The 17,181-nt window shown below is 72.1% G+C and carries 13 protein-coding genes; 4 read left to right on the top strand and 9 right to left on the bottom strand.

Features of this window, described 5'->3' with window-relative positions:
• Positions 1 to 42 precede the first annotated feature (42 nt).
• Positions 43 to 996, top strand: coding sequence for a bifunctional riboflavin kinase/FAD synthetase (locus ACFXOA_RS22285; protein WP_385031195.1), 954 nt, complete (start codon positions 43 to 45; stop codon positions 994 to 996).
• A gap of 77 nt (positions 997 to 1,073) precedes the next feature.
• A complete protein-coding gene (locus ACFXOA_RS22280) occupies positions 1,074 to 2,192 on the top strand; it encodes an XdhC family protein (RefSeq protein ID WP_385031192.1) in 1,119 nt (372 codons plus the stop codon).
• 9 nt (positions 2,193 to 2,201) lie between these two features.
• Here the strand turns inward: ACFXOA_RS22280 and ACFXOA_RS22275 are convergent, their stop codons facing one another.
• The 9 genes from ACFXOA_RS22275 to eccE all read right to left on the bottom strand — a co-directional run bounded on the left by ACFXOA_RS22275 (position 2,202) and on the right by eccE (position 14,093).
• Positions 2,202 to 3,203, bottom strand: coding sequence for an oligopeptide/dipeptide ABC transporter ATP-binding protein (locus tag ACFXOA_RS22275; RefSeq protein ID WP_385031189.1), 1,002 nt, complete (start codon positions 3,201 to 3,203; stop codon positions 2,202 to 2,204).
• Complete coding sequence (locus ACFXOA_RS22270; RefSeq protein ID WP_385031186.1) at positions 3,200 to 4,261, bottom strand: ABC transporter ATP-binding protein; 1,062 nt, start codon at positions 4,259 to 4,261, stop codon at positions 3,200 to 3,202. The genes ACFXOA_RS22275 and ACFXOA_RS22270 overlap by 4 nt, the downstream gene beginning before the upstream one ends.
• Positions 4,258 to 5,181: an ABC transporter permease gene (locus tag ACFXOA_RS22265; RefSeq protein WP_385031183.1), complete on the bottom strand. Its 924-nt coding sequence runs from the start codon at positions 5,179 to 5,181 to the stop codon at positions 4,258 to 4,260. Before ACFXOA_RS22265 ends, ACFXOA_RS22270 begins: the two co-directional genes overlap by 4 nt.
• Positions 5,178 to 6,269, bottom strand: coding sequence for an ABC transporter permease (locus ACFXOA_RS22260; RefSeq protein ID WP_385031180.1), 1,092 nt, complete (start codon positions 6,267 to 6,269; stop codon positions 5,178 to 5,180). Before ACFXOA_RS22260 ends, ACFXOA_RS22265 begins: the two co-directional genes overlap by 4 nt.
• A gap of 3 nt (positions 6,270 to 6,272) precedes the next feature.
• The gene (locus tag ACFXOA_RS22255) at positions 6,273 to 8,147 is read right to left on the bottom strand and encodes an ABC transporter substrate-binding protein (protein ID WP_385031178.1); all 1,875 of its coding nucleotides are present in this window, start codon (positions 8,145 to 8,147) and stop codon (positions 6,273 to 6,275) included.
• A 197-nt stretch (positions 8,148 to 8,344) separates the two neighbouring features.
• A complete protein-coding gene (locus tag ACFXOA_RS22250) occupies positions 8,345 to 11,344 on the bottom strand; it encodes an SCO5717 family growth-regulating ATPase (protein WP_385031175.1) in 3,000 nt (999 codons plus the stop codon).
• Positions 11,345 to 11,728: 384 nt separating this feature from the next.
• Positions 11,729 to 11,962, bottom strand: a complete 234-nt coding sequence (locus ACFXOA_RS22245) for a DUF397 domain-containing protein (protein ID WP_385031172.1) — start codon at positions 11,960 to 11,962, stop codon at positions 11,729 to 11,731.
• Between the two features lie 83 nt (positions 11,963 to 12,045).
• A complete protein-coding gene (locus ACFXOA_RS22240) occupies positions 12,046 to 12,756 on the bottom strand; it encodes a hypothetical protein (protein WP_385031169.1) in 711 nt (236 codons plus the stop codon).
• On the bottom strand, positions 12,753 to 14,093 hold the full coding sequence (gene eccE, locus ACFXOA_RS22235; RefSeq protein WP_385031166.1) for a type VII secretion protein EccE: 1,341 nt from the start codon (positions 14,091 to 14,093) through the stop codon (positions 12,753 to 12,755). Before eccE ends, ACFXOA_RS22240 begins: the two co-directional genes overlap by 4 nt.
• A gap of 183 nt (positions 14,094 to 14,276) precedes the next feature.
• Between eccE and eccB the strand changes: the two genes are divergently transcribed.
• The gene (eccB, locus tag ACFXOA_RS22230) at positions 14,277 to 15,809 is read left to right on the top strand and encodes a type VII secretion protein EccB (RefSeq protein WP_385031163.1); all 1,533 of its coding nucleotides are present in this window, start codon (positions 14,277 to 14,279) and stop codon (positions 15,807 to 15,809) included.
• 11 nt (positions 15,810 to 15,820) lie between these two features.
• Positions 15,821 to 17,065, top strand: a complete 1,245-nt coding sequence (gene mycP / locus ACFXOA_RS22225) for a type VII secretion-associated serine protease mycosin (protein WP_385031160.1) — start codon at positions 15,821 to 15,823, stop codon at positions 17,063 to 17,065.
• Positions 17,066 to 17,181: the final 116 nt, after the last annotated feature.

Genomic DNA, 17,181 nt, shown 5'->3' with positions numbered 1-17,181 from the left:
GGACATACACACGTACACAGGTTCGGGCGAGGAGCGGTCACAGTGCACTGCTGGCGTGGCTTGGAGGACATCCCCGAGGGCTGGGGACGCAGCGTCGTCACCATCGGCTCCTACGACGGGGTGCACCGCGGGCACCAGCTGATCATCGGACGTGCCGTCGAGCGGGCACGCGAGCTGGGCGTCCCCTCCGTCGTCGTCACGTTCGACCCGCACCCCAGCGAGGTCGTCCGTCCGGGTACCCACCCGCCGCTGCTCGCCCCGCACCACCGGCGGGCCGAGCTCATGGCCGGGCTCGGCGTGGACGCGGTGCTGATCCTTCCGTTCACCACGGAGTTCTCGCAGCTCTCGCCCGCGGACTTCGTCGCGAAGGTCCTCGTCGACCGACTGCACGCGAAGCTCGTCATCGAGGGCCCCAACTTCCGCTTCGGCCACCGGGCGGCGGGGAACGTCGCCTACCTCGCCGAGCTCGGACCGGAGTACGGCTTCGAGGTCGAGGTCATCGATCTCCACGTCAGCGGCGAGGCCGGCGGAGGCGAGCCGTTCTCCTCCACCCTCACCCGGCGGCTGGTCGCCGAGGGCGACGTCGAGGGGGCGGCGGAGATCCTCGGGCGCCCGCACCGCGTCGAGGGCGTCGTCGTGCGCGGCGCCCAGCGTGGCCGCGCGCTCGGCTTCCCCACGGCCAACGTGGAGACCCTCCCGCACACCGCGATCCCCGCCGACGGCGTCTACGCGGGCTGGCTGAACGCCCAGGGAGAGACCATGCCCGCCGCGATCTCGGTGGGCACCAACCCCCAGTTCGACGGCGTGGAGCGCACCGTCGAGGCGTACGCGATCGACCGGATCGGCCTCGACCTCTACGGCCTGCACGTCTCCGTCGACTTCCTCGCCTACGTACGCGGCATGCTGAAGTTCGACACCGTCGACGACCTCCTCGTCGCGATGGCCGCCGATGTGAAGCGGTGCGGCGAACTGACCGAGGCGTACGGGCGCGGCTGACGCCCTCCCGTGGTGCGCGCGCCGTCACCGGTGCATCGTCGGTTGCGGGGGCCGTCGAACGGTGAGGACGTGCGCACGTGCGTGAACTGCTGTCGGACCTGCGTGACCGGCTCGACGCCGGCACTCCCTTCGCCCTGGCCACGGTCGTCGCCGTACGCGGCAGCGCGCCGCGGGCCCCCGGGGCGACCATGGCGGTGACCGCCGCCGGCACGGTCCTCGGCAGCGTCTCCGGCGGGTGCGTGGAGAGCGACGTGCACGAGGTCGCCACCGAGGTCATCGGCTCGGGCCGGGCAGCCCTGCGGACGTACAGCATCAGCGACGACGAGGCCTTCGGCGTCGGGCTGACCTGCGGCGGAACGATCGACGTCCTGGTGCGGCCGTACGTCACGGCGGACGCCCGGGAGCCGCTTCGCGAGCTGGTCGGCCTGATCGCGGCGGGGGAGCCCGTGGCGCTGGCCACCGTGGTGTCCGGTGCGGGCGCGCAGGGGGCCGGCCGGGTGGTGACTTCCGGGGGCGCCACCGGTTCGCTGGGCGCCGGGGGGCTCGACGCGGCCGTCACCGACGACGCGCGCGGAATGCTCGCGCAGGGAGCCACCGGCGTGATCCGCTACGGGGCGCACGGCGAACGCAGGATGCAGGACGTCACCGTCTTCGTCCAGACCTTCGCCCCCGCACCCCGGATGCTGGTCTTCGGGGCCATCGACCACGCGGCGGCCACCGCACGCATCGGATCCTTCCTCGGCTACCGGGTGACGGTCTGCGACGCCCGCCCGGCCTTCGCGACCCGGGAGCGCTTCCCCACGGCCGACGAGGTCGTACGGGAGTGGCCGCACACCTACCTGGAGTCGACGGACGTCGACGGGCGCACGGTCGTCTGCGTGCTGACGCACGACCCGAAGTTCGACGTGCCCCTGCTCGCCGCCGCACTGCGCACACCCGCCGCCTACATCGGCGTGATGGGAAGCCGCCGCACCCACGCCGACCGCATCGCCCGGCTCCGGGAGGCCGGCGTGGGCGAGGCGGACCTGGCCCGCCTCGCCTCCCCCGTCGGCCTCGACCTCGGGGCGCGTACGCCGGAGGAGACCGCGGTGTCCATCGCCGCCGAGATCATCCAGCACCGCTGGGGCGGCACCGGGCGGCCTCTGCGGGAGCTCAGCGGGGCGATCCACCATCCCCAGGAGCCGGGACACGGCTGAGGACGGTCCTCAGGAGGACACCGGCTCCGCCGCCGCGGCCCAGTGGCAGGCCACCTGGGTGGTGCCGTTCCCCTCGAGCACCGGCAGGTCCTTCGTACGGCAGGCGTCGGCGACGCCCGCGCGCTCCGCCTCGCCCGAGGCGAGGATCTGGCAGCGGGCGTGGAACCGGCAGCCTGCCGGGACCTTCGAGGGGTCCGGCGGTTCGCCCGTGAGGATCACCGGCTCGCCGTCCGCCTCGGGCAGCACCGACAGCAGCGCCTGGGTGTACGGGTGCCGGGGGGCCGTCAGGATCTGCTCGACGTCACCCGTCTCCACGATCCGGCCCAGGTACATCACCGCAACCCGGTCCGCGATGTTCCACGCCAGCCCCAGGTCGTGCGTCACCACCAGCGCCGACAGACCCAGTTCGTCGCGCAGCCGCAGCAGCAGCGCCAGGATCTCCCCGCGGACCGACGCGTCGAGCGAGGCGACCGGCTCGTCGGCGACGATGAGCTCCGGCTCCAGGACCAGGGCGCCCGCGATCACCACACGCTGCCGCTGCCCGCCGGAGAGCTCGTGCGGATAGCGCAGGAAGAACCGCTCCGGTGGCCGCAGCCCCGCGCGGGCCAGGGCCTCGGACACCGCCGCGTGCTCGTCGCCCGTGTACCCGTGGATGCGCAGTCCCTCCGCCACCGCGTCGTAGACCGTGTGGCGCGGGTTGAGGGAGCCGCTCGGGTCCTGGAGCACCAGCTGCACCCGCTTGCGGTACGCCTTCAGCGCCCGCCCCGCGTAGTCCAGGGGCTCCCCGGCGAAGGTGACCCGGCCTTCCGTCGGCGGGACCAGGCCCAGCAGGGACCGGGCCAGAGTCGTCTTGCCGCAGCCCGATTCACCGACCAGGGCGACGATCTCACCGGGGCGGATGTCGAGGTCGACCCCGTCGACGGCGCGTGCGGTCGCCGCTCCGCGCCGGCCCGGGAAGGCGACCTTCAGCGCCTGCGCGCTGAGCAGCGGTGCCGGGGGAGTGGTGGTCATGAGGTGCTCCTTGCTTCCTCGGCCCCGCCGAGCGGGCCGGATGCCGCGCCCGTACCGGGCTCCACCAGCACGCACGCCGCGCGCCGGGACGGTCCGGCGATCCGCAGCTCCTGGTCCTCGGTCGCGCAGGAGTCCAGCGCGGAGGGGCAGCGGGGGTGGAACGTACAGCCGGAGGGCAGGTCCGACGGGTCCGGGGGGTCGCCCGGGAGGCCTCGGGGGGCGTGCCGCGAGGCGAGGTCGCCGATGCGCGGGAAGGCGGCCGACAGGGCGGCCGCGTACGGGTGCCGGGCGTTCTCGTGGACCTGCTTCGCCGGTCCCTCCTCGACGATCCGCCCGGCGTACATCACCGAGAGCCGGTCGCACGTCTCGGAGAGCACCGCCAGGTCGTGGCTGATCATGATCAGGCCGAGGTCCTGGTCGCTGACGAGCTGTTCGATCAGCCGCAAGATCTGCGCCTGGATCATCACGTCGAGCGCGGTCGTCGGCTCGTCGGCGATGATCAGCCGGGGATCGCAGGCCAGCGCCATGGCGATCATCACGCGCTGGCGCTGGCCCCCGGACAGCTCGTGCGGATAGGCGTCCACACGCGCGGCCGGGAGACCGACCTGCTCCAGCAGTTCACCCGCCCGCCTGCGGGCCTCGGCCGGTGTGGCCGAGCGGTGCAGCAGGATCGGTTCGGCGATCTGGTCCCCGATGCGGTGCACGGCGTTCAGGGAGTGCATCGCGCCCTGGAACACGATCGACGCCCCTGCCCAGCGCACCGCCCGAAGCCGTCCCCACTTCATGGTGAGGACGTCCTCGCCGTCCAGCAGGATCTCGCCGCTCAGGGTCGCGGACGCGGGCAGCAGCCGCAGCAGGGCGAGCGCCAGCGTGGACTTGCCGCAGCCGGACTCCCCGGCGATGCCCAGCTTCTGGCCCGCCTCGACCCGCAGGTCGACACCGCGTACGGCCGGGACGGCGGATGCCCCCGAACCGTAGGTGATCCGCAGGTCGCGGACCTCCAGCAAGGGCTGACCGGTCTCCGGCTTCGGCGCGTTCTCGGTCTTCACAGCGGTCAACGGGAGACCCCCAGCTTGGGGTTGAGCACGGTCTCGACGGTGCGGCCGCACAGCGTGAACGCGAGGGCGACGACCGCGATGGCGAGTCCGGGCGGAGCGAGGTACCACCAGTTGCCGGAGCTGACCGCTCCGGCCTCACGGGCGTCCTGGAGCAGGCCGCCCCACGAGACGATCGTGGGATCGCCCAGCCCGAGGAAGGCGAGGGTCGCCTCCGTGAGGATGGCGGTGGAGATGACCAGGGTGGTCTGCGCGAGCACCAGCGGCATGACGTTGGGCAGCACATGGCGGGACATGATGTGACCGTGACCGCCGCCGAGCGCCTTGGACCGCTCGATGTACGGACGCGACTCCACCGACAGGGTCTGCGCGCGCACGAGGCGCGCGGTCGTCGGCCAGGTCGTCACCCCGATGGCGAGCACCGTCGTCCAGAGCGACCGTGAGAGCACGGTGGCCAGGGCGATGGCGAGCACCAGCGTCGGCATCACCAGGAACCAGTCGGTGATCCGCATGATGACGTTGCCGTACCAGCCCTTGAAGTGACCGGCGGTGATGCCCACCAGGGTCCCGATGGCCACCGAGAGGAAGGCGGCGAGCAGGCCCACGGTCAGCGACACCCGGGTGCCCCACACGAGGAGCGCCAGGAGGCTGCGGCCGAACTGGTCGGTGCCGAGGGGGAACTCCGCGCTGGGCGACTCCAGCGGTCCGCCGGGGGCGTCGGTGACGCTCTGCGAGTCCGCACCCACCAGCCAGGGTGCCGCCAGCGCCGCGAGGGCGATCAGAGCGAGCACGGCGAGGCCGGCCAGCCCCGCCCGGTGGGTGCGGTACTGCTGCCAGAAGCGGGCGGCCGCCCGGCGCCGGCGGGCCCAGGTCAGCGCGCGGGGGCCGGAGGCCGGGGTGGTGTCGGTCGTGGTCGTCGTCATCGGCCCACCCGGGGATCGAGGAGCGGATAGATCACGTCGGCGAGCGTGTTCATCAGGATCACCGCGGCGGCGAAGATGAAGAACAGCGCCTGCACGAGTGGCAGGTCGGGAACGCTCAGCGCCTGGTAGAACAGCCCGCCCAGCCCCGGCCAGGAGAACACCGTCTCCACCAGGATGGCGCCCGCCACCGTGTTGCCGAGGTTGACGAAGAGCAGGGTCACCGTCGGCAGCATCGCGTTGGGAACCGCGTGGCGGCGGCGTACGAGGTCGTCGCGCAGGCCCTTGGCGCGGGCCGTGGTCAGGTAGTCGCTGCCCATCTCGTCGAGCAGCGAGGACCGCATCACCAGCAGCGTGCGCGCGTACTCGACGGCGACGAGTGTGATGACCGGCAGGACCAGGTGGTGGGCCACGTCGAGGACGTGACCGAAACCGCTCGAGTTCCCGGACTCCATGCCGCCGGTCGGGAACATACCGGGGATCGGCCCGATGCCCACCGAAAGGGTGATGATCAGGAGCAGGCCGAGCCAGAAGGAGGGCACGGAGTACAGGGTCAGCGCGAAGGCCGTGTGGAAGCGGTCACCGGCCGATCCGTTGCGCCAGGCGGACCGGGAGCCCAGCCAGATGCCGATCACGGTGTAGATCACGAACGCCGTGCCGGTCAGCAGCAGCGTCGCGGGGAGCGCCTCGGTGATCTTGTCCATGACCGGGGCGCGGAACTGGTACGACGTGCCGAAGTCCCCGGTCAGGGCCTTGCCGCAGTACTGCGTGAACTGCTGCCAGAGCGGCAGGTCCAGGCCGAATTCCTTGCGCATCGCGGCGATCTGCTCGGTCGACACCTGACGGCCGCCGGTCATCTGCTTGACGGGATCGCCGGGGATCAGGCGGAACAGGAAGAAGCTGGTGACGAGCACGGCGAACAACGAGACGGCGGCGCCGCCCAGTTTGCCCGCCGTGTACCGGAGATAGGCGGTCGTGCTGCGGGCGCGTGGACTGCGGGCCGACGGCCCGGCCGGAGCCGGACCGCCGGTCTGCACAGCGTCCACGCCCGCCGCGCCCTTGACGAGCGCGGGAGTGCTTTCTGTGCTCATGGACTATTCACGGTCTTCCGCGGTGGAACGGCGACGCATGGCGAACAGCAGCCCGCCACCGACGAGGACGACTACGGAGACACCGACACCGATGAGGACTCCGGTGGAGCTGCCGCTGTCGCCGGACGAACCGCCCGACGCACCGGCGGCCGGGACCGCCGACCACCAGCTCCAGTAACCGTCCTGACCGTAGATGTTGCCCGCGTCCGACGGCATCGTCGTGATGGACTTGATCTGGTCGGTGCGGTAGGCCTCGACGGCATTCGGGTACGCCATGACGTTCATGTATCCCGTGTCGTACAGCCGCGACTCCATCTGCTTGACGAGGTCGGCCCGTTTGGCGGGGTCGTATTCCGCCGCCTGCTTCGCGTACAGCTCGTCGTACTGCCTGTCGCAGATGAAGTTGTCGGTGGCTGCCGACGCCTTCGCCTTGGCCGGCAGAGCGGCGCAGGTGTGGATGGACAGCACGAAGTCGGGGTCCGGGTTTACGGACCAGCCGTCGAAGGCGAGGTCGTACTCACCGGCGTACCAGGGGTCGGAGACGTTGTCGAGGCAGTCGACCTTCAGGCCGACTCCGAGGCCGCCCCACCACTCCTGGAGGTACTTGCCGATCGCCTTGTCGTTCGGGTCGGTGGCGTGGCACAGGATGCGGAAGTCGAGCGGCTTGCCGTCCTTGCCGACGCGCTTGCCGTCGCTGTTCTTCTTGTAGCCCGCCTCGTCGAGGAGGGCGCCGGCCTTCGCGGGATCGTAGGCGAGCTTCTGCGCGCCCCCGGGCTTCCAGAAGTACGAGCCGTAGCGCGGCGGGATGTAGCCCTCGCCCTCCACGGCGTGGCCCTGGAACACCTTGTCGATGATGGTCGAGCGGTCCACACCCATGAAGAGCGCCTGGCGGACCTTCTGGTCCAGCAGGGCCTTGTGCCCGTCGCCGAACTTCTTGCCGTCCTTGGTCCGGGCGCCAGGGTTGACGGCCAGGGCGTAGAAGCGCCGGCCGGGGGCGTCGTTCACCTTGATGTCGGGGGCGTTCTTCAGCGACGCGGACTGGGCCGGGGTGAGGCTGGGGCTGCCGGCGACGAAGGAGACCTCACCCTTTCGGAGGGCGGCGACCGCGGCGTCCTGGTCCTTGTAGTAGCGGAAGACGATCTCGTCGAACTTGGGCGCGCCGCGCCAGAAGTCCTTGTTGGCCTTCAGCTTCACGTAGCTGTCGACCTTGTAGTCCGTCAGGATGAAGGGCCCGTTGCCGACGATCGGGAACTTCGTGTCGTTGTTGAACTTGGAGAAGTCACCGACCTTCTCCCAGACGTGCTCGGGGACGATCGGCACGTCCAGCGCCGTCATCGTGGCCTGAGGCTTCTTCAGCTCGATGACCAGCTTGTCCGGGCTCGGAGCGGTCACCTTCTCGAAGTTGCTGACGAAGCTGCCGTTCGAGGTGGCCGCGCCCTCGTCGGTCATCATCTTGTTGAAGGTCCAGGCCGCGTCCTCGGCGGTGGCCTTCTCCCCGTCCGACCACTTCGAGTCGGAGCGGATGGTGTACGTCCACGTCAGCTTGTCCGCCGAGGACTCCCACTTGGTCGCGAGACCGGGGATCGTGTGGGAGTCCTTGGCGTCGTAGTTGGTGAGGTAGTCGTACATCAGGCGGTGGATGCTCGTGGAGACCAGCCGCTGCGCGAGGAACGGACTCAAGGAGTCGACGCTCTGCGCGACCGCGACCGTGAGGGTCGACTTGCCGTCAGCGGCCTGTGCCTGCTGCGGAGCGGGGGCGAGCGGGTTTCCGGGGACGACCGAACCGGCGGCCAGCGCCAGTGCGGCGGCTCCGGAGGCGAGAAGGATACGCAGGCGGCCGCGTGGGTGAGTGGAGCGTGGAGGGAATCTTGTGACCATGGACGTGGACCTCGCGTCATGTCTCGCATGGTGAAGGCGGGAAGATCTCTGGTTCGCCAGCTGGTGATGCGAAGGTTTATCAGCGGCGGTCGAGTCGCGTCAACGGTCGGCCAAACCGCGTGTGGTCTGCGGGAATGCGATGAGGGCCCGCACCGTGTCGACGGTGCGAGCCCTCATTGGTTTAGACCTCTGTCGCCTTACTGTTGAGGGGCGGACGGCGGCTGCGGAGGGTGCTGCTGCCGGCCCGCCGGCGGTACAGGACCCTGCAGTTCGGGCTGTCCGGACGGATGTGCCTGGCCATCGGGGTGCGGCTGCTGAGGAGGCGTCACGGCCGGACCCCCTCCGGGCTGCGGCTGGGGCGGCTGCTGCTGCCAGCCTGTGCTCTGCGCGCCCGGACCGGAGTACGGCGGATAGGGCTGCTGCGGTGCGGGCGGCTGTGCGGGCTGCTGCCCCCCGTAGGGCTGCTGTCCCCCGTACGGCTGCTGGGGCGGATACGGCTGACCGGGGTACGGCTGCTGGCCGCCGTACGGCTGCCCGGGGTAGGGCTGTCCTGGCTGCGGCTGGGGTGCGTACGGCTGCTGTCCTGGCTGTGGCTGGGGCGTGTACGGCTGCTGTCCGGGCTGCGGCGCGTACTGCTGACCGGGCGTCTGCAGGCCCGGCATCGGCGGGGCGAACTGCGGGGGCGGGTTGCCGTCCGCCGTCCACAGCCCCTGCTGCTGCTGGGCTCGCTGGAAGTCCTCCGCGACGAGCGCGGAGAGGTTGAAGTACGCCTCCCGGGTCTTCGGCCTCATCATGTCGAGGTCGACCTCGGCGCCCGCCGCCAGGTGCTCGTCGAAGGGGACTACCACCACGCCGCGGCAACGGGTCTCGAAGTGCTGCACGATGTCGTCGACCTTGATCATCTTCCCGGTCTCGCGGACACCGGAGATCACGGTCAGGGAGCGCTGCACGAGCTCCGCGTAGCCGTGCGCGGAGAGCCAGTCCAGCGTGGTCGACGCGCTGGAGGCGCCGTCCACGGAAGGGGTCGAGATGATGATCAGCTGGTCCGCGAGATCCAGCACCCCGCGCATCGCGCTGTAGAGCAGCCCGGTGCCCGAGTCGGTGAGGATGATCGGGTACTGCTTGCCGAGGACGTCGATCGCCCGGCGGTAGTCCTCGTCGTTGAACGTCGTGGACACCGCCGGGTCCACGTCGTTGGCGAGGATCTCCAGACCCGAGGGCGCCTGCGAGGTGAAGCGGCGGATGTCCATGTACGAGTTGAGGTACGGGATGGCGCCCACCAGGTCGCGGATGGTCGCGCCGGTCTCACGGCGCACCCTCCGGCCGAGGGTCCCGGCGTCCGGGTTCGCGTCGATGGCGAGGATCTTGTCCTGCCGCTCGGTCGCCAGCGTCGACCCGAGGGCGGTGGTGGTCGTCGTCTTGCCGACACCGCCCTTGAGACTGATGACGGCGATCCGGTAGCAGGACAGCACCGGCGTACGGATCAGATCCAGCTTGCGCTGCCGCTCGATCTCCTCCTTCTTGCCGCCGAGCTTGAAGCGTGAGGCGGCCGAGGGAGTACGGCTGCTCTTCGCCTTCTGCTTACCGCGCACCAGCCGGTCCGAGGACAGTTCGACGGCCGCGGTGTAACCCAGCGGCGCTCCCGGCACGGAACGCTCGCGCTGGTCATGCGTGACGGGGGTCGGCCAGGCGGACCCGGCGCGCGGGTCCACAGGCTGTCCCTGAGGGGCGGGCTGCTGGGGCCGGTACGCCTCCGGCTGCTGCTGAGCGGGCAGGTTCGGGGCGCCGGGGCCCTGTTGCGCCGCGGGCAGGGCCGGGGTGCCCTGACCTTGCTGCTGCGGGATCTGCGGAGGCAGGGGCGCGCTCTGCCCGGGCGGCTGCGGCTGCGGGGCGGGGAAGCCGTAGCCGCCGGGCTGCGCGTCCTGGGGTGCTCGGGGCGCCTGCGGCGCGCCACCCTGCGCGGGCAGCTGCGGCTGCTGCGGGAAGCCGTAACCGCTCGGCTGGGGAGCCTGCGGGAAGCCGTAACCGCCCTGGGGCGCCTGCGCGTCGGGCCGTGCCGGCGGCAGGGGGACCTGTGCCGCGGGAGGGACCGGCGGCAGGGGGGCCTGCGCCGCGGGAGGGACCGGCGGCAGGGGGACCTGTGCCGCGGGAGGGGCCGGGGGCGCGGGTGGCTGGGGGGCGGGCGCGGGAGGGGACTGCGGGAAGCCGTAACCGCTCTGAGCGGTGGAGGCCGGAACGGCTCCCGGCTGCTGCGCGGGCCACTGCGGCGCGGACGGGGGAGCGGCCGGCTGCGGTGCGGCGGGCTGGAAGGCCGGCGGCAGCGGGGGAAGCGCACCCTGCGCGGGCGGCGCCGGGGCCCAGGGAGCCGGCGCGTTCGCAGGGGCGGTGTCCTCGGGCGTGACGGCCGGAGCCGTGGCGGAGGGCAGCGCGTCCGAGGGGGTGTCAGCGGGGGTGCCTTCGGGGGACACGTCAGGCGCGGAGTCCGTCGACGGGGCCGTCTCGGTGCCGTCGGGCTCACCGGGCGCCTCCGGGCCGGCACCGGATGCCGGGTCCTCCGCGGCGGAGCCGTCCGGGGCCGCGGTCGCGTCCCCCTCCTCATCCGCCCCCTCGGGGGCCGCGCCGTCCGCGTCACCGGCTTCGGGCTGCCCGCCCTCCGCTCCCACGTGCACCCGGCCCTCGTCCTCCGGTGCCATGGGGGACGAGGAATCCGCGGGCTCGTCCGCCGAACCGGCCCGCTCCTCCTCGGCCTTGGCCGCCTCGCGCTCGGCGATCTCCCGCTGCAGCGCTCCGGGCGAGAACCGCATCGTGGCCCCGCTCTCCACGTCGCCCCCGCCGAACGGCCGGTCCGCCGGGTCCTGGCCGGCCGAGGCCGTGACGGGCGCCGGGGCGGTGGGCGCGGGCGGTGGGGAGGGGACCGACGGCGTGGGCTCCGCCGGTGCCACCGGCGGGCCCCCGGGCTCGAATCCACCGTGCACCCCAGGAGCCGGTACGGACAGGGGAGACCCCTGCGGCGGCGGAGGCGGAGCGAGGTGCGTACCCGCCCCACCCGACGAATCACCCGGTGCGTTCTGCGTGTACCAGGCGGGAGGGGTGTAGTCGATGGTGAACTCACCCGTCATCTCGGCGGGATCCGCGTCGGACGACTCGTCGACGGGCGTGTTCCATCCCCCGCTGATCTCGTCCCGATCGCCGTTCACTTTGCCTCCTGGTGTGGTCGAGCACCCTTGTGCCGTGGTGGGTGGGGGCGACCGATCCCGTCGTCCGGAGCGCCCGGCTCTCCCCCCTTGCGACGCGCGGTGCCTGTCCGCAGGTTCCTCCGACGCGTCCCCCGCCCACCCTAATCGCCATGCGGCGCACAAGGGCAGGGCGTATCGCCCAGCGGCGACTGTCCCGTGGGTCACGTCGGACCGCGCCGCGCCGGGCCGCACCGCACACGAGCGGCCCGGCACGGGACGGGCGGGGCCGGCCAGCAGCCGTTGTCCCGGAGCCCGGAGGAAGGGCCGAGGCGCCCGTCGCCGCGTGTGCCCGCAGGTGGGCGGTGTGCAGCGGCGACCCGGTGGTGTCCGGCGACCGCGCAGCCCTCAGTCGAGGTCGAACTCGCCGTCCCGCGCACCCAGGACGAACGCCCGCCACTCCGCCTCCGTGTAGCGCAGCACGGTCTCCGGGTCCAGCGACGAGCGCATGGCGACCGCGCCCCCCGGGAGATGGGCGATCTCGACCCGCTCCTCCACGTCCTCGGTCCCGGGGGCACTCAGCCACCGCACATCGGAGATGTCGAGAGCGTAGAGCTCGTCCTTTTCCTGCTGGGTGCCCATCGCGCACGCCCTTCCGTCGAACCGGTTCGTTCCCCCGACATGATCCTGAAAAGCGGGGCCCCAAGGGCCGGAACAGCGAGGAATCAGTCCATCCTGCGTGCTGTGCCCAGCAGTCCGGTCTCGACATCGGTCGCGCTCGTCATCACCCAGTGGCGGTCGCGGCCCGCCACCCAGAGCGTGACACCGTCCGCCAGGGTGGGCAGCGCCTCGCTCTCGGCCCGCGCCAGCCCCAGGATGCGGCCGATCTGTTCCGCCTCCGCGGGGGAGACCCGCTGGACGCCCACCAGGGTCGCCGCCCGCAGCAACCGGGGCGCCACCGGACTCAGGTAGGGCAACAGCGTCAGCACCGACTGCCAGGGTGACGACACCACGCGCCCGCGCGGAGGACGCATGCCGCAGTCGCGCACCACCACTACCGGGCTGCTGACGGTCGCACCCGTCGGCGGCACCCTGCCCACGTCGTGCAGGGAGACGCACTCCAGCCCCGCACCGGCGGCCTGCGCCAGGGTCGTCCAGGCCTGGGTGCGCCCCGTCTCCACGGCGACCCGCGCACCGGTCGCCGCCGCCCGCAGCGCCAGCACCTGAGCGGTCCACAGGCCCCCGATCAGCACCACGTCGTACGGCGTCGGCCGATGGAACCCGATCATCTGCGGCCTGCCCTCGGCGTCGTCGCCGATGATGACGCCGTCGTCCCCCACGGGGAGCGACAGCGCACCCAGATGATCGGCGGCCAGGGTGTGGCCCGCGTGACGCGGGCCCAGCAGGCCCCGCCTCGGGGCGAGTCGCCGGGTCACTGCGCGCCTCCCAGCGGGAGAGTGGCCAGCACGCCCGGGAACTGCTCCCGGTCGAGCCGGACGAGACCGACCCCGGCGTGCCGTGCGGCCTGTTCCAACGTCCTTCGCACCCCGACCAGTTCGGTGTCCGAGCCCCCGGTGATCCGTACGTGCCCGCGTACCGCCGCATGGCCCTGGTGCGCACCTCGGCGCACCGTCAGGCTGAACGTCGTCGCGTACGCGGGCACCGAGGTCAGCAGCGCGACGAGCCTCGGCAGCGGTGTGGCCTCCCGTCCCAGTTCGGGCCAGCGGTCCACGGCGTAACTGGTGTGCCAGCGGTCGTCGCAGCGCCAGACCCGGGCCGTCTCGGCCGTCCGCCGCTGCGGGGCGGCATCTCCACGTCCGGCACGCGCCGACAGGATGGCGTTGGCGCACGCGGACGTGGCCAGAGCGGAGTTCACCTCGTCCTGGTCCAGCACCGACGCACGGAACCCGGCGCCGCTGATCCGGCTCGCCACGTGGTCCGCGACCCGCACCAGGCAGCGCTGGGCTCCCGCGATCCCGCCACCGCGCGCCTCGACGGCCTCCCGGCAGAGCTCCGGATCCAGCTTCAGGGCCACCCAGGTCATCCGTAGCGCCGGCGCACCGGTCCGGTCCTGCAGCGGGCCGTAGGACAGCCGGGCGACCGAACGCTCCGGCAGATGCGGAGCGGGCGCGGGCCGTACCTGCTGCACCAGTTGCGCCGACTCCAGCGCGATGTCGTCCACCGTGAGCGCCTCGCCCAGGAGGGACAGCGGGAGCGAACGGGCACCCATCGCCGGGCGCAGCGTCTCACCACTCGCCTCGACCCGGACGACCGCCGTCAGGAACGTGCCGTCACCCACCATGCCCACCGTGCGGCGGGCACCGTCCACGTAGATGTACGGGGCGAACCCGGGCACGCCCTCGGCCACCGGGGCGAGTTGCGGCTCCGACTCGGCCGGAGCCGCCGTGGTGGTGCGCCGGCGGTGGCGGAGGGAGAGGACGGTCGACAACCAGTCCTGCACGGCCCGGCCCCGTCGGCGTACCACCGCGAGCAGGACCAGAAGACAGGCGATCACGCCGGCGGGGATCATCCAGACGCCCCCGAGCACCGCTCCCACGGCGGCGACCGCCAGGGCCGCCTCGACCAGCACCATCTGACGCAGCGCGGGGCCGACCCGGCCGCTCCTGGAGATCGAGCGGAGCGTGGTCGCCGCGGGGGCGTCCGACGACGGATGGGGAGGCAGGGCCGCAGGCGCGTTGCTGCGTTGCCGTCGGGAAGGGCCGGGCGTCCGGCGGGCCGACCGCCTCGTGCGCTCCCCCGTCGCTGCACCCATCGCCGCGTTGCCCCCTCGTGTCCGTAATCACCGTTTTTTGCACGGGCGTTGATCGGGCGATCACCCTACCTGAGCGGTGAGGGCCAAGTGCCAACAGGCATAGTAGGGGTCCCGCGCGGCGGCGGCGGCCCGCCGAGGGTGTGGGAACCTGGTCGCCCACTGGGGAGAAGGGGCAGCGCGCACATGGCATCACGGCGGGATGAACTCAATGCCTACACCTTCGCGAAGCGGAGGTTGGTCGCACAGTTCCTGCAGCCCCACCCGTCAGGCTCGGAAGAGGGTGCTCCGCGTCCGCTTCGAGCGGTGGTGCCCGGTGTGATCGTGGGAGCCGTCACGCTCGCCGTGTTCGGAGCCTGGGGAATGTTCAAGCCCGTCGCGCCGCAGAAGTGGGACACCCCGTACGAGAACGTCATCATCGCCAGCAAGTCGACCACGCGCTATGTGGTGTTGAAGACCGACGGCAAGACGCAACTCCACCCGGTGCTCAACATGTCCAGCGCCAAGCTCCTCCTCGCCCCCGACAAGGGCACCGTCGTCAAGGTCGACGAATCGGTGCTGGACAGCGGGAAGATCCCCCACGGTGCGACGCTGGGCATCCCCTACGCGCCGGACCGCCTGCCCGACGGGGCCGAGGCCGGCTCCGCGAAACGCTGGGCGGTCTGCGAAAGGCCCGGCGAGGGCGGCAGGGCCATCCAGAAGGCGGCTTTCGTCCTCGCGGAACGCGAGAAGGGCAGGACCGAAGGGGCGGGCAGGCTGCGCGGCGGCGAGCTCATGTACGTCGAGGGCCCCGGACCCGACCGCACCCGCTACATCGTCGACGCCGGCGGCAAGGCGTACAGCCTGGAGAAGAGCGAACTCCTCCAGCGCACGCTCGTCGGCCACGGCCGCGCCCCCCAGCGGGTGTCGGCCGACTGGCTCGACACCCTCCACACCGGGGACCCGGTCACCTTCCCCGCCATCGAGGGAAACCCGGGCAGCGACGCGGGGGTTCCGGGCGAACTCCGGCCCCAGGACAACAGGGTCGGCATGGTCCTCGCGGCGACCTCCGGCACCACCACCCAGCACTACGTGGTGCTGCCCGGAAGGGTCGCACCGGTCTCGGACTTCGTCGCCAAGCTCCTCCTCAGCAGCCGCAGCCTGGTCGGGCTCGACCAGGACGGCAAGGCCGAGCAGGTCAGCGCCGGCGCCTTCGAGCCCGGTGAGGCCTTCGGGCAGGAGCGGGACTGGCCCACGAGCGAGCCCACCCCCGTCAACTCGGCGAGCACCGCCGACGGAAGCCGCAACACCGTCTGCAACGTCCTGCGCGGCGTCTCCGGCAAGAGCGGCTCCGCCACGCTCAGCACCTGGGCCGGGAAGGCGTTCCCCGCCACCCTCCCGACGGGCTCCAGCAGCGCCTACGTCACCCCCGGATCAGGCCAGCTGTTCCGTCAGTTCAAGGGATCCAGTCCCGAGTCGGGCCCGCTGTTCCTGGTCACGGACACCGGCCTGCGCTACGCCATGCAGTCCAACGGCGACAGCGCGCGGGACGACTCCGGCATCGGTGAGTCCGGTACCGCGGAGGAGCGGGAGCAGCGTCGGCAGGAGGCACAGCAGGCGCAGAACCGGCTCGGCTACAAGGACGTCGACCCCGCCCCCGTACCCGCGGCCTGGTCCGCGTTCCTGCCGACCGGCCCCCGGCTGTCGACCGGGGCCGCCCGCCAGCCGCAGGGTTCGTGAGGAGCGACGACGTGACCACGCACTCCTCGTACCGCCGACGGCTGCTCACCGCCGCGGGCGCCACCGCCGTCCTGCTCGTCACCCTGCCGGTGGTGCCCGCGGCCGCGGAGGACTCCACCCAGTGCACCTTCCCCGCCAAGCCGTACACCGGCCGGCCCTGGGCGCTCCAGCGCGTACTGATGGACGAACTCTGGGACCAGTCCACGGGCAAGGGCGTACGGGTGGCCGTCATCGACACCGGCGTCGACGTCAAGAACCCCCAGCTCGCGAAGGCGGTCGACGCGGGGAGCGGCAGCAACCTCCTGCCGAAGGGGCTCAAGGACGACAACGGCTCCCCGATCGAACGCGGCAAGGAGAACGGCACCACCGACGTGGTCGGCCACGGCACCAAGGTCGCCGGCATCATCGCCGCGCGTGAGGCCAAGGGCACCGGCTTCACGGGGCTGGCCCCGGACGCCACTATCATCCCGATCCAGCAGAACGACGCCGAGGGCCACGGAACGGCGGAGACGCTGGCGGCCGCGATCGGCCACGCCGTCCGGGAGGGCGCGGACGTCATCAACATCTCCCAGGACACCGCGAACGCCGTGGAGCCCGCGCCCGCGCTGAGGCAGGCGGTGGACGCGGCGCTGGCCAAGGAGGTCGTGGTCGTCGCCTCGGCAGGCAACGACGGGCTGGACGGCACCCTCAAGGAGACCTATCCGGCGTCGTTCCCCGGGGTCCTCGCGGTGGCCGCGTCGGACCGGAACAACGAACGCGCGGCCTTCTCCCAGTCCGGCGAGTTCGTCGGAGTCGCCGCCCCGGGTGTGGACATGATCTCGACGGTCCCCGGTGGAGGCCACTGCGCCGACAACGGAACCAGCTTCTCCGCCCCGTACGTCTCCGGGGTCGCGGCCCTCATCAAGGCCAAGCACGAGGACTGGACGCAGGAGCAAATCGTCGCCCAGATCGAGCAGACGGCGGAGCGCTCGGTCGCGGGCCACGACCCTCTGGTCGGCTGGGGCGTCGTCGATCCCGTCCGCGCACTGACCGAGGACGACAAGCCCATCGAGCGTCCCGTCGCGCGTGAGGGCGTGAGCAAGGGCGAGGCGCCGGTACCCGCCGCGCTCCATCTGGGTGAGAGCCCGGATGAGCGCAACGCGCGGCTCGCGACCTACGTGGTGGTCGGCGGAGCCGTGCTGGTCGCGGCCATCGCGGGCACGGCGGTGACGCTGCGGGACCGGAAGCGGAGGCAGGGGCGTCCGGACGGCGCCTGAGGTGGTGGCCGAAACGCGGATGCGGGGAAGTTACGTCATGGACAAGACAGTTGGTCCTGTCAGTGGCATTGGCTAGAGTGATCTGATGTGGCCAGAGGTGTTCCCGTGGATGCGAT

This window comes from Streptomyces sp. NPDC059166 (genome assembly GCF_042755185.1).
In the GTDB taxonomy this organism is placed as follows: Bacteria; Actinomycetota; Actinomycetes; order Streptomycetales; family Streptomycetaceae; genus Streptomyces.
Note: the sequence above shows the minus strand (reverse complement) of the source record. Positions and strands in the feature narration are given on the sequence as shown.